The following is a 12,747-nucleotide window of genomic DNA, read 5'->3' on the forward strand; positions in this document are numbered from 1 at the left end:
ACACGCATTGCGGGTGGCGCCTTCGGGCGTTCTGGTCTTTGATCGGAACAACTGACGAAGGAGGTCAACATGCGGAACGCCACGCGCTGGATGCCCGCCCTGGTCGTCGCGGCGGGCCTTGCCCTCGCAGGCGGGGCGGCCGCGCAGAAGCAGCCGGATCCGCCGCCAGCCGCCGGCGGAAAGGGCGGACCCGCGGCCAGTGGGCAGAGCCAGAAGCAGCATCTGACGCCCCCGCCGCCCATTGGCCAGGCGCCACGACCGCAGCCACGGCAGGCGCAGCCCGCGCCGACCCAGCCACACCAGACCCAGCCACGCCAGGCCGAGCCACGCCAGGGCCAGCCCGGAACGGGCCCCCAGGCCAGCCAGAAGCTTCACCTGACGCCCCCGCCGCCCATCGGCCAGGGGCCGGGACCGCAGCCGCGCCAGGCACAGCCCGTGCCCCCGCCCCAGCCCCAGCCCCGCCAGGCGCAGCCGCAGCAGCGGCCGGCCCAGCCCGGGACGGGGCCGCAGGCCAGCCAGAAGCTGCACCTGACGCCGCCCTCCATCCCGCCGGACAACCGCGGCCCGCGCCCAGGCTCGCGCACGCCCAATGAGCGGGAGGCCCAGCGCCAGGCCCCCAACCCGTCCTGGCCCGCCATGCCCCCGCGCATGGACAATGAGCCGGCCGCGTTGGCGACCTTGCGGCAACTGCTCTCCGACGACGTGCAGCTGGGCTATGGCGAGGCGCGGCAGGAAGGCGAAGTGCTGACCCTGCGCGACGCCGATCTGCGCCGGGGCGCCGAGCGCATCCTGGTGGAGGAACTGATCCTGGAGGCGCCGAGCACGGAGGGGCTGCGCCGCGGCGAGGCGCGCAACCTCAGCTTCGAGGCGCCCATGGCCGCCGTCACCCTGGAGCGGCTGGAGATCGGGGGACTGGCCATGCTGGCGCTGCGCCCCGGCCAGGAGCCCCGCGATCGCGAACCCGACCAGGTCGCGCTGGAGAATTTGCGCCTCTCGGGCCTCGAGGTTCTGGAAGGCAATGGCACGCGGGTCACCCTGGAGCGGTTCGACCTGTCGGGCTGGCGGGCCGGGCAGGCGGGCCGCGTGGGCATGCAGGGGCTGCAGGTGGGCCTCAGCGGCGCGCCCGTGGACCAGGTGCGCGTGGCCTCGGCCTCGGTGGAGGGGCATGACATCGCGGCGCTGTTGACCTCGGCCGTGCGGAGCGAAACGCCGAGCGCTCCCCCTCCCGGGCGCCAGGCCTATCGCGTGGAAGGCGTGCAGGTGATGCGCGGCGACCAGAGCGTGGCCGGCATGGGCCGCCTGGTCATCGAGGGCGAGACCCGCGCGGATGGCTTCAGCGGCGGCCGCATCGCGGTGAGTGAGGTGGTGGTGGAACGCACGCCGGAGACGGCCGTGGTGCTGGACGTGGTGGGCCTCGACCGCCTGTCCATGGACCTCACCATTGACGCCTCCTGGACGCCCGAGAATGAGCGGCTGGACGTCTCCGCCTTCGCCTTCGGCGTGCGCGACCTGGGCGCGCTGGCCCTGGGCTGGAGCATGGAGGGGGTGAACATCGAAACCCCGGGCGGCAATCCCGAGGCGGTGCGCCTGCTGCAGGCCCAGCTGCGCTATGCCGACCAATCCCTTTATGAGCGCACGCTGGCCGACCAGGCCCGGCGCCAGAACATGACCCCCGCCCAGGTGCGCGACCAGCACCGCGAGATTGTGACGGCGGCGCTGACCGGCCCCGCCCCCGACCCCGGGCTGGACGGGCTGCGCGAGGCGCTGCTGCGCTTCGTGGCCGGGCAGGCGCGCGAGGTGGAGATCATCGCCCGCCCGCCCGCGCCGGTGACGCTGGATGCCGCCCAGGCCGCGATGATGCAGGGGCCCGCCGCGACCGTCGCGCTGCTGGGGGTGCGGGCGACGGCGCGGTAACGCGCTGCCCCTAGCCTTGGGCGCGCGCCGCCTGGCTGCCGGCCACGGCGGCGAGGTTCGCGATGCCGCGCGCCGTGACACTCGGCACCAGCACATGCACGGGCTTGTTCATGCCCAGCAGCATCGGCCCCACCTGCAGCCCGTCGCTGACCGCCTTCACCAGGTTAAAGGCGATGTTGGCGGCATCCAGGTTCGGGAAGACCAGCAGGTTCGCCATGCCCTCCAGCTTGGGGTCCGGCACGGCGCGGGCGCGGATGGCGGGGACGATGGCGGCATCGCCATGCATTTCGCCATCCACCTCCAGATCGGGCGCCGCGGCGCGGATCAGGGCCAGGGCCCGGCGCATCCGCCGTGCGCTCTCGGCCCCCGAGGCGCCGAAGGAGGAATGGCTCAGCAGCGCGACCTTGGGCGTGATGCCGAATTCCCGCACCTGCTCGGCCGCCAGCAGCGTCATTTCGCAGAGCTGTTCGGCCGTGGGTTCCAGCATCAGGTGGGTGTCCACGAAGAAGAGCGTGGCGCCCTGGCTGATCACGGCCGACATGGCATAGGCGCGGCTCACATCGGCGCGCTTGCCGGTGACGGCCAGCACATGCTCCCACTCGCGCATCCAGTCGCCCCGGCCGCCGGCGATGACGGCATCGGCCTCGCCCGCCTCCAGCAGCAGGCAGGCGGCGACGGCGGGGCGGGAGGCCACGCGGCGCTCGGCGGCCGGGGGCGTGATGCCGCGGCGCCCCACCTTGGACTGGTAGAGGGTGACGAGGGGGGCGAAGAAGGCCGGGTCCTCCTCCGGGTGCAGCACGCGCACGCTCTCGCCCAGGGCCATGCGCAGGCCGAGTGCGGCGACGCGCGCGGCCACCACCTCGCGCCGGCCGATCAGGATGGGCTCGGCCGTGCCTTCGTCCAGGACGGTCTGCACGGCGCGCAGCGTGCGCTCATCCTCGCCCTCGGCGAAGACGACGCGGGCGGGGCGGCGGCGGGCGAGTTCCTGCACCGGCCGCATGAGGTTGCCCGAGCGGAAGACGAAGCGCGTGAGGTCCTGCCGGTAGGCCGCGAGGTCCGCGATGGGGCGGCGGGCCACGCCGCTGTCCATGGCGGCCTTGGCCACGGCGGGCGCCACCTCCAGGATCAGCCGCGGGTCGAAAGGCTTGGGGATGATGTAGTCCGGGCCGAAGACGGGCGCGATGCCGCCATAGGCCGCGGCCACCACCTCGCTGGCCTCCACGCGGGCCAGGGCGGCGATGGCCTCGACGGCGGCCACCTTCATCTCCTCGTTGATCGTGGTCGCCCCGGCGTCCAGCGCGCCCCGGAAGATGAAGGGGAAGCAGAGGACGTTGTTGACCTGGTTCGGGTAGTCCGTGCGGCCCGTGGCCACGATGGCGTCGGGACGGACGGCGCGCACCGCCTCGGGCAGGATCTCAGGCTCGGGATTGGCCAGCGCCAGCACGAGCGGCTTGGGCGCCAGGCGCGACAGCCATTCCGCCTTCAGGATGCGGGGCGCGGAGAGGCCCAGGAACACATCGGCGCCGTCCAGCACCTCCTCCAGCTTCCGGGCATCGGTGGGCTGGGCGTAGCGGGCCTTGCTGGCGTCGAGGCCGGGGCGGCCCTCATAGACCACGCCCTCGATGTCGCAGACCGTCACGTTCTCGCGCTTCAGGCCCATGGTGACGAGCAGGTCGAGGCAGGCGATGGCCGCCGCCCCCCCGCCGGTGTTCACCAGCTTCACCTGGTCCAGCGTCTTGCCCTGGATGAGCAACCCGTTGCGGATGGCGGCGGCGACGATGATGGCGGTGCCGTGCTGGTCATCGTGGAAGACCGGGATGTTCATGCGGGCGCGGAGCTGCGCCTCGATCTCGAAGCATTCCGGGGCCTTGATGTCTTCCAGGTTGATGGCGCCGAAGCTGGGCTCCAGGGCGGCCACCGTCTCCACGAAGCGGTCCACCTCCCGCGCCTCGACCTCGATATCAATGGAATCGATGCCGGCGAAACGCTTGAACAGCACCGCCTTGCCCTCCATCACGGGCTTGGAGGCCAGCGCGCCGATGGCGCCCAGCCCCAGCACGGCGGTGCCATTGGTGATGACGGCGACCATGTTGCCGCGGGCGGTGTACTCCCAGGCGGCGTCGGGGTTGGCCGCGATCTCCTCGCAGGCGGCGGCGACGCCGGGGGAATAGGCCAAGGCGAGGTCGCGCTGGCTGGCCATGCGCTTGGTCGGCTCGACGGTGAGTTTCCCCGGCCGCGGGAAGCGGTGATAGTCAAGCGCGGCGCGGCGGAAATCATCGTCCATGGCGTGCATCCTTCGTGACACGCCTGTTATTCGGCAAGCGCGCGCGTCAGGCAACCAGCCTGATGGCCAGGACCGACAGCACCACGGCGTTCAGGCCGAACAGCGCCAGGCTGGCCAGGCGCAGCCCCGGCCCGAAGGCGTGGCGCGCCAGGCGCCCCAGGAAGGCCACGGCCATCAGCGCCGGCGCGGTGCCGGCCACGAAGGCCAGCATGGCCAGCCCCCCGGCCAAGGCGCTGCCCGAGGCCGCCGCACCGGCAAGCGCCGCATAGAGCAGCCCGCAGGGCAGGGCGGAAAGCAGCAGCCCCAGCCGCACCCCGCGCCATCCGGTGGGGGCGGCCAGCAGTGCGCCCATGCGCCGTTCAAGCGCCACGGGCAGGCGGGGCGCGGGCAGGCGGGGCAGCAGGGCGGCGAGCGTGGACGAGGCCTGGGCCAGCATCAGCAGCGCGGCGAGCGCCAGCAGCCCCGCCGCCAGCCAGCGCAGCCCGCTGGCCTGGGCCAGCAGCCCGCCCAGGCCTCCGGCCAGCAGGCCGAGCGTGGTGTAACCGATGGCCCGCCCCAGGTGATAAGGCAGCAGGGCCGCGCCCGAGAGGCGGCGCAGCACCCCGCCCGCCAGCGTCGAATCGGCCGTGGCGGCGGATTGGGCCAGGACGAAGGGCCCGCACATGGTGGTGCAGTGCGTCAGCCCCCCAGCCAGCCCGGCGAGGAACAGCGCGCCCATCAGCGCCGGAATGCCGGCGGGGCCGAGGGCGGTCAGGTCATGCAGGCAGTCGGCGAACATCATGGCGCTTGTGCCCTTCCCGGCGCATGGCTGCCTTGTGCGGGATCAAACCCGGCGCGGCGTGGGGCGAAAATTTTCAGCTTGTGCCAGGGCTTGCACCGGTTGCACGGATAGGTTGCGAAAAGGTCTGTGTCATCGAAGCTTCACAAAAGTGAAATGCCGAGGTCGCACACCCCCCTAAGGCAGGGCGCGAGACGGGCGGCCCTCAGGCAGCCTGACCGCAAGTTCCTGATGGAGACGCCTATGAACCGCCGTTCCCTGCTCGCGCTCGGCGCCAGCACCCTCGCGATCCCCGCGATCATCCGCCCCTCCTTCGCCCAGCAGGCCACCATCACCGGCGCCGGCGCGACCTTTCCCCGCCCGCTTTATGACCGGTGGTCGGCCGCGGCCCGTGAAGGTGCCGGCATCTCGCTGAACTACCAGTCCATCGGTTCGGGCGGCGGCATCAACCAGATCGCGGCGCGCACGGTGGATTTCGGCGCGACCGACGCGCCGCTCACCGAGGCCCAGATGGCCGAGCGCAACCTGTTCCAGTTCCCGACCGTGATGGGCTCGGTGGTGCTGACGGTGAACCTGCCCGGCGTGCAGAACCACGCGCTGCGCCTGACGCCGGAGATCATCACCGAGATCTTCTTCGGCCGCCTGAACCGCTGGAACGATCCGCGCATCGTCGAGCTGAACCGCGAACTGCGCATCCCCAACATCCCCGTCTCCGTCGGCTACCGCGCCGATGGCTCGGGCACGACCTGGGCCTGGACCAACTACCTCTCGCGCATCAGCGAGGAGTGGCGCGCGGGTCCGGGCTTCGGCACCTCCGTCCGTTGGCCCGCCGGCAATGGCGCGCGCGGCAATGAGGGCGTGTCCAACATCGTCCGCAACACCCCGGGCGCCATCGGCTATGTCGAGAACGCCTATGCGGTGGTGAACCGCCTGATCACGACGCAGATCCGCAACAAGGCCGGCAACTTCGTCCGCCCGGTGAATGAGAGCTTCGTGGCCGCCGCCGCCGCCGCCGACTGGACCGTGCCGACCATGGCGCCGGACACGATCGACCTGTCCGGCCCGAATGTGTGGCCGATCACGGTGGGCACCTACATCATGCTGCCGACCAACCCGGTGGCCGACCGCGTCGAGGGCAGCCGCAACACCATGCGCTTCTTCGACTGGGCCTTCCGCAACGGCAGCCAGGCGGCGTCCGCGCTGGAGTATATCCCGCTGACCACCGCGACGCATGACCTGATCCGCAGCCGTTGGGCGCAGGCCATCAAGGACCCGCAGGGCCGTCCCATCTGGACCGGCGCCGCCGGCTGATGCAACGAGGGGGCCGGTCCTGAACGGGGCCGGCCCCCTCTCCCTTCCCGAACCGCATCGCGCGAGGTTCCGTGTCCGCCAGCACCATCAAGGCACCGCCCATCGGCGCCCGCCGCAAGCCGGGGGAACTCGGCGACAAGATATTCCAGTGGATGTGCGTGGGTGCGGGTGGCTTCGTGCTGATCCTGCTGGGCGCCATCATCGTCACCCTCTTCCTGGGCGGCCTGCCGGCTTTCGAGCGCTTCGGCGCCGAGTTCATCTGGGGCACGATCTGGGACCCGGTGGAGGGGCAGGAGGAGTTCGGCGCCGGCGTCGCCATCCTGGGCACCATCACCTCCTCGGTGCTGGCCATCATCTTCGCGGTGCCCGTCGCCTTCGGCATCGCCTTCTTCCTCACGGAGCTGTCGCCCCCCTGGCTCAAGCGGCCCATCGGCACCGCCATCGAGCTGCTGGCGGCCGTGCCCTCCATCATCTATGGCATGTGGGGCCTGTTCGTCGTGGTGCCCTTCGTGCAGATGCACATCCAGTTCGCCTTCGGCGAGCAGCTGGCCGCCATTCCGCTGGTGGGCTTCCTGTTCCAGAGCACCAATTTCGCCGGCACCTCGCTGTTCTCGGCCGCCATCGTGCTGGCCATCATGATCCTGCCCTTCATCGCCGCCACCATGCGCGACGTGTTCGACCAGGTGCCGCCCGTCTACAAGGAAAGCGCCTATGGCCTGGGCGCGACGCGCTGGGAGGTGATGACGGGCGTCGTCATCCCCTACACCCGCATCTCGGTGGTGGGCGGCATCATGCTGGGTCTGGGCCGCGCGCTGGGCGAGACCATGGCCGTCACCTTCGTCATCGGCAACGCGAACCGCATCGCCACCTCGCTCTTCGACAGCACCACCACCATCGCCTCGGTCATCGCGATGGAGTTCCCGGAGAGCCTGACGGGCAGCCTGCAGCAATCGGCCCTCTTCGCCATCGGCTTCCTGCTCTTCGTCATCTCCTTCCTCGTGCTGGCGCTCTCGCGCTACCTCCTGCGTCCCCGGCTGAAGTGAGGGCCGACCGATGAGCACCACCACCGCCACCATCATGGCCTCGCGCAACATCGAGCAGCAGCGCAGCCTGGGCCGCCGCCGCAAGCTCGTGGACAAGCTGGTCATGTATTTCTGCCTCACCGCCACGGTGGTGGGGCTGTTCTTCCTGCTCTCGATCATGGGCACGCTGCTGTGGCGCGGCCTGGTCGCGCTGGACCTGATCGTCTTGACGCAGGAATTCCAGCCGACCCGCTATGGCGATGACAGCCTGCCCAAGGGCGGCCTGATCCATGCCATCGTGGGCAGCCTGATCCAGACCAGCATCGCCACCGCCATCGGCACGCCCATCGGGCTGCTGGTCGGCACCTATCTCTCGGAATACGCGGGCAAGTCCAAGTTCGGCTACGCGGTACGCTTCATCTCGGACATCCTGCTTTCGGCACCCTCCGTGCTGATCGGGTTGTTCATCTACCAGCTGGTCGTGCTGCCGCAGGGCGGCTTCTCGGGCTTCGCGGGCGCATTGGCGCTGGCCATCATCGTGATCCCGGTGGTGGTGCGCACCACGGAGGACATGCTGCAGCTCATCCCCAACACGCTGCGCGAGGCGGTGGTGGCCCTGGGCGCGCCCAAGTGGAAGATGATCACGCTGGTGGCCTGGCGCGCCGCCATCTCCGGCATCATGACGGGCATCCTGCTGGCCTTCGCCCGCATCATGGGCGAGACGGCGCCGCTGCTGCTGACCAGCTTCGGCAACAACATCCTCAGCACCGACCTCAGCCGCGCCATGGCGAGCCTGCCGGTGTCCATCTACCAGCAGGCCAATTCGGGCTTCCCCGACCTGATCGACATCGCCTGGTCCGGCGCGCTGCTGGTGACACTGGGCGTGCTGTTCATCAACATCATCGCGCGTGTCGCGCTGCGCAAGCGCGCCTGACCGGAAGGCCACAGCCATGAACGACCACACCCAGCCCGTCGCGGACGCCGGCCCGAGCATGAGCGGGCTGCAGGCGCGCTCCAGCGCCAAGCTCAACAGCGTGGCGCGGATTTCCGTCCGCAACCTCGACTTCGTCTATGCGGAGGGCCTGCCCAAGGCGCTGAAGGGCATCAACCTCGACATCCCGGACCGCCAGGTGACGGGCATGATCGGCCCCTCGGGCTGCGGCAAGTCCACGCTGCTGCGGGTGCTGAACCGGATGTACAGCCTCTACCCCGGCCAGAAGGCGACGGGCGAGGTGATGATGGACGGCCGCAACCTGATTGATGCCGGCGTGGACATCAACGAGCTGCGCTCCAGGATCGGCATGGTCTTCCAGAAGCCCACGCCCTTCCCCATGACCATCTACGAGAACATCGCCTTCGGCGTGCGCCTGCACGAGAAGCTGTCCAAGTCGCAGATGGACCAGCGGGTGGAATGGGCGCTGTCGCGCGCCGCCATCTGGGGCGAGGTGAAGGACCGGCTGAACACCAACGCCATGGGCCTCTCGGGCGGGCAGCAGCAGCGGCTGTGCATCGCGCGCACCATCGCGGTGCGGCCGGAGGTGATCCTGTTCGACGAGCCGACCTCGGCGCTCGACCCCATCAGCACGCTCAAGATCGAGGAGCTGATTGACGAACTGAAGCAGGATTTCACCATCGTCATCGTGACGCACAACATGCAGCAGGCGGCGCGCTGCGCCGACCAAGTGGCCTTCTTCTACCTGGGCGAGCTGATCGAGGTCTCGCCGGCCGCGGAGATGTTCACCGCGCCGAAGGAACAGAAGACCCAGGAATACATCACCGGCCGGTTCGGCTGAGGACGCAGGACATGCCCAACACCTCCCCCCAGCACATCGTCCGTTCCTATGACGACGACCTGAAGCGCCTGCTCGAGATGATCTCGCGCATGGGCGGCCTCGCGGAGCGCCAGGTGGCCGACAGCGCCCAGGCGCTGATGCGCCGCGACACCGAGCTCGCCGCCGATGTGGTGCAGCGCGACGCGGCACTCGACGAGATGGAGCGCGAGGTCGAGGCCTTCTGCGTCCGCCTGCTGGCGCTCCGCCAGCCCATGGCGCAGGACCTTCGCCTCATCATCGCCTGCATGAAGATCAGCCAGGACCTGGAGCGCATCGGTGACTACGCGCGCAATGGCGCCAAGCGCGCCATCGTGGTGTCGCAGCAGCCGAGCCTCGGTTCCTTCAACGGCTTCGCCCGCATGGCGGAGATGGTGCAGGAAAACCTGAAGGACGCCATTGACGCGCTGGTCGAGGGCGACGCCGCCAAGGCCGATGCGGTCTGGGCCGCGGATGCGCCGATTGACGGCATCTACAACGGCATCTTCCGCGAGATGCTGACCTTCATGATGGAGGATCCACGCAACATCACCGCCGCCACGCACCTGCTCTTCATCGCGAAGAACATGGAGCGCATCGGCGACCACGCGACCAACATCGCCGAGCGCGTGCATTTCGCCGTGCTGGGCAAGATGCTGACGGAGGAGCGGCCGAAGGCGGATGTCTCGGCCTCCGCCGTCGTCCGCCCGCCGGGCGAGTAACGAAGGACATGTCCATGGCCGAAGCTCTCGGCGCGAATGGCGGCAAGCCCTCCATCCTGGTGGTGGAGGACGAGGCGCCCCTGCTGGCCCTGCTGCGCTACAATCTGGAGCGCCAGGGCTTCCATGTGGATGAGGCGACGGACGGGCAGGAGGCCCTGCTCCGCATCGCCGAGGCCAAGCCCGACCTGGTGCTGCTGGACTGGATGCTGCCCGCCATGTCGGGCATCGAGGTCTGCCGGCAGATCCGCCGCCGCCCCGCCACGCGCGACCTGCCCGTGATCATGGTGACGGCCCGCACCGAGGACCAGGACGCGGTGCGCGCCCTGGACACCGGCGCCGATGACTACATCGCCAAGCCCTTCGCCGTGGAGGCGCTGATGGCGCGCATCCGCGCGCTGCTGCGGCGCTCCTCCACCGTCGCGGCCAAGGGCAGCCTGAGCTACCAGGACCTGGTCATGGACCAGGACGCCCACCGCGTGACGCGGGCCGGGCGGGCGCTGCACCTCGGCCCCACGGAATACCGGCTGCTGGAATTCTTCATGTCCCACCCACGCCGTGTGTTCACGCGGGAACAGCTGCTGGACGCGGTCTGGGGGCGGGATATCCATGTGGAGTTGCGCACGGTGGACGTCCATATCCGACGCCTCCGCAAGGCCATCAACGGCGACAGCGACACGGACCTGATCCGCACCGTCCGTTCGGCCGGCTACGCCCTCGACGCGGAGGGCTGAAGCGCCCCGGAACACCCTTCGGCCCCGTTGACACCCCGCGGCCCCGGTTCGACACTTGGGCATGAAAACGAAGCAAGACGGGGAAGACGCCATGGCCGAAGAGCGGTTTGTGGAGCATGCGCGCGACGGCGACATCCATATCCTCAGGATCGCCAACCCCCCGGTGAACACGCTGCGGACCGGGGTCCGCGCCGGGCTGCATGAGGGGATCGCGGCGGCGCTGCGCGAAGGCGCGCGCGCCATCATCCTGATGGGCGAGGGGCGGATGTTCTCGGCCGGCGCCGAGATGACGGAGTTCAACAAGCCCCGCCAGCCGCCCAGCCTGCCTGAGGTCTTTGACGCCATCGAAACCAGCAAGGTGCCGGTCATCGCCGCCATCCATGGCAGCGCCCTGGGCGGCGGGCTGGAACTGGCGCTGGTGTGCCATGCGCGGGTGGCCTCGCCCTCGGCCATGGTGGGGCTGCCCGAGGTGAAGCGCGGCTTCGTGCCGGGCGCCGGCGGCACCCAGCGCCTGCCGCGGCTGATCGGCGGCGAGGCGGCGCTCAAGATCATCGTGGGCGGAGACCCGGTCTCGGCCGCCGAGGCGCAGAAGCTGGGCTTCATTGACGCCGTGCTGGAAGGCCCGCTGGAGGCGGCCGCGGTGGAATGGGCGCGGCAGAATTCCGGCCGAAGCTTCACCCTGGCCCGCAAGCGCGACGACAAGATCAAGGGCGCGGACCTCGCCGCCTTTGATGCGCTGGCGGCCTCCCTGCTGAAGCGCACGCGCGGGCAGGAAAGTCCGAAGGGCTGCGCCCAGGCTGTGCGGGCGGCCCTGACCGGCAGCTTCGAGGACGGGCTGAACACCGAGCGCGAAATCTTCCAGAAGCTGGTGGCGGGCGAGCAGAGCTTCGCGCTGCGTCACATCTTCTTCGGCGAGCGGGAGGCGGCGCGCGTGCCCGACATGCCGGCCGACGTGCACCCGCTGCCCGTCAAGCGCGCCGTCGTGATCGGTGGCGGCACCATGGGCGGCGGCATCGCGATGAGCTTCGCGAATTTCGGCATCCCCGTGACCATGGTGGAGCAGACCGCGGAGGCGCTGGACCGCGGCCTCAAGAAATGCGAGGCCAACTGGGAGCGCACGGTGAAGTCCGGCCGTCTCTCCGAGGCCGACTACGCCAAGCGCCGCGCCCTGCTGACCGGCAGCACCGACATGGGCGTGGTGGCCGAGGCCGACCTCGTCATCGAGGCGGTGTTCGAGGACATCAACGTGAAGAAGGAGATCTTCGCGAAACTCGACGCCATTGCGCGCCCGGGGGTGGTGCTGGCCTCCAACACCTCCACGCTCGACATCGACGCCATCGCCTCGGCCACCAAGCGGCCGGAGCTCGTGGTGGGGATGCATTTCTTCTCCCCCGCCAATGTGATGAAGCTGCTGGAGATCGTGCGCGGGAAGGCATCGTCCTTCGAGGCGATTGCCACCGCCATGGATGTGGGCAAGCGCATCGGCAAGGTGAACGTGGTCGTCGGCAATTGCGACGGCTTCGTGGGCAACCGCATGACCGGCAAGCGCGGCTTCCAGCTGGAACGCCTGCTGCTGGAAGGCGCGTTGCCCGCCGACATTGACCGCGCCATGGAGACCTACGGCATGGCGATGGGCCCCTGCGCCACCGGGGACCTCGCGGGCCTCGACATCGGCGCCGCGGTCCGCAAGGCGCGCGGCACCAAGGCGCCCATCGCCGATGCGCTGGTGGCCGCCGGACGCTATGGCCAGAAGACCGGCAAGGGCTGGTATATGTACGACGAGAAGCGCACCCGCCTGCCGGACCCGGAGGTGGAGCGCATCATCGTCGAGATGAGCGAGCAGCATCAGGTCAAGCGCCGCAAGATCGAGGACGCCGAAATCCTCGAGCGCATGCTGCTGCCGATGGTGAATGAGGGCGCGCGCATCCTGGAGGAAGGCATCGCCTCCCGCGCCGTGGATATCGACGTGATTTTCTGCAACGGCTTCGGCTGGCCGGCCTGGCGCGGCGGCCCCATGTTCTGGGCGGACCGCATGGGCCTCAAGGCCGTGCGCGACCGGCTGGCCCAGTATGCCGAGGCGACCAACGACCCCAACCTCAAGCCCGCCGCCCTCATCGAGAAGCTCGCCGCCGAGGGCGGCAGCTTCGCCACGATGGGCGCGAAGCGGGCGGCTTAGG

The 12,747-nt window shown here is 70.0% G+C and carries 10 protein-coding genes; 8 read left to right on the top strand and 2 right to left on the bottom strand.

What is annotated here, in order from left to right; all coding sequences use genetic code 11:
• The first annotated feature begins 69 nt into the window (after nucleotides 1-69).
• The gene (locus ICW72_RS16580) at nucleotides 70-1,914 is read left to right on the top strand and encodes a hypothetical protein (RefSeq protein WP_191083722.1); all 1,845 of its coding nucleotides are present in this window, start codon (nucleotides 70-72) and stop codon (nucleotides 1,912-1,914) included.
• Nucleotides 1,915-1,924: 10 nt separating this feature from the next.
• On the opposite strand, the gene ICW72_RS16585 is transcribed toward ICW72_RS16580, so the two are convergent.
• Both ICW72_RS16585 and ICW72_RS16590 read right to left on the bottom strand, forming a co-directional pair.
• The gene (locus ICW72_RS16585) at nucleotides 1,925-4,198 is read right to left on the bottom strand and encodes an NADP-dependent malic enzyme (RefSeq protein WP_191083723.1); all 2,274 of its coding nucleotides are present in this window, start codon (nucleotides 4,196-4,198) and stop codon (nucleotides 1,925-1,927) included.
• Between the two features lie 46 nt (nucleotides 4,199-4,244).
• On the bottom strand, nucleotides 4,245-4,979 hold the full coding sequence (locus tag ICW72_RS16590; RefSeq protein ID WP_191083724.1) for a sulfite exporter TauE/SafE family protein: 735 nt from the start codon (nucleotides 4,977-4,979) through the stop codon (nucleotides 4,245-4,247).
• 240 nt (nucleotides 4,980-5,219) lie between these two features.
• Here ICW72_RS16590 and pstS point away from each other — a divergent pair, with 240 nt between their 5' ends.
• From pstS to ICW72_RS16625, 7 genes are all read left to right on the top strand, one after another.
• Nucleotides 5,220-6,287 carry a phosphate ABC transporter substrate-binding protein PstS gene (gene pstS, locus ICW72_RS16595; protein ID WP_191083725.1) on the top strand — a complete coding sequence of 356 codons (1,068 nt, stop codon included), beginning with the start codon at nucleotides 5,220-5,222 and terminating at the stop codon, nucleotides 6,285-6,287.
• A gap of 71 nt (nucleotides 6,288-6,358) precedes the next feature.
• Nucleotides 6,359-7,330 carry a phosphate ABC transporter permease subunit PstC gene (pstC, locus tag ICW72_RS16600; protein ID WP_223880642.1) on the top strand — a complete coding sequence of 324 codons (972 nt, stop codon included), beginning with the start codon at nucleotides 6,359-6,361 and terminating at the stop codon, nucleotides 7,328-7,330.
• A gap of 10 nt (nucleotides 7,331-7,340) precedes the next feature.
• Nucleotides 7,341-8,243: a phosphate ABC transporter permease PstA gene (gene pstA, locus ICW72_RS16605; protein ID WP_191083726.1), complete on the top strand. Its 903-nt coding sequence runs from the start codon at nucleotides 7,341-7,343 to the stop codon at nucleotides 8,241-8,243.
• 58 nt (nucleotides 8,244-8,301) lie between these two features.
• On the top strand, nucleotides 8,302-9,102 hold the full coding sequence (gene pstB / locus ICW72_RS16610; protein WP_191086302.1) for a phosphate ABC transporter ATP-binding protein PstB: 801 nt from the start codon (nucleotides 8,302-8,304) through the stop codon (nucleotides 9,100-9,102).
• A gap of 11 nt (nucleotides 9,103-9,113) precedes the next feature.
• Nucleotides 9,114-9,839, top strand: a complete 726-nt coding sequence (gene phoU / locus ICW72_RS16615; protein WP_191083727.1) for a phosphate signaling complex protein PhoU — start codon at nucleotides 9,114-9,116, stop codon at nucleotides 9,837-9,839.
• Between the two features lie 14 nt (nucleotides 9,840-9,853).
• Complete coding sequence (phoB, locus tag ICW72_RS16620; RefSeq protein ID WP_191083728.1) at nucleotides 9,854-10,570, top strand: phosphate regulon transcriptional regulator PhoB; 717 nt, start codon at nucleotides 9,854-9,856, stop codon at nucleotides 10,568-10,570.
• Between the two features lie 91 nt (nucleotides 10,571-10,661).
• Nucleotides 10,662-12,746 (top strand): 3-hydroxyacyl-CoA dehydrogenase NAD-binding domain-containing protein, encoded by a 2,085-nt coding sequence (locus ICW72_RS16625; RefSeq protein ID WP_191083729.1) that lies wholly within the window; start codon nucleotides 10,662-10,664, stop codon nucleotides 12,744-12,746.
• Nucleotide 12,747: the final 1 nt, after the last annotated feature.

The organism is Roseococcus microcysteis, assembly GCF_014764365.1.
In the GTDB taxonomy this organism is placed as follows: Bacteria; Pseudomonadota; Alphaproteobacteria; order Acetobacterales; family Acetobacteraceae; genus Roseococcus; species Roseococcus microcysteis.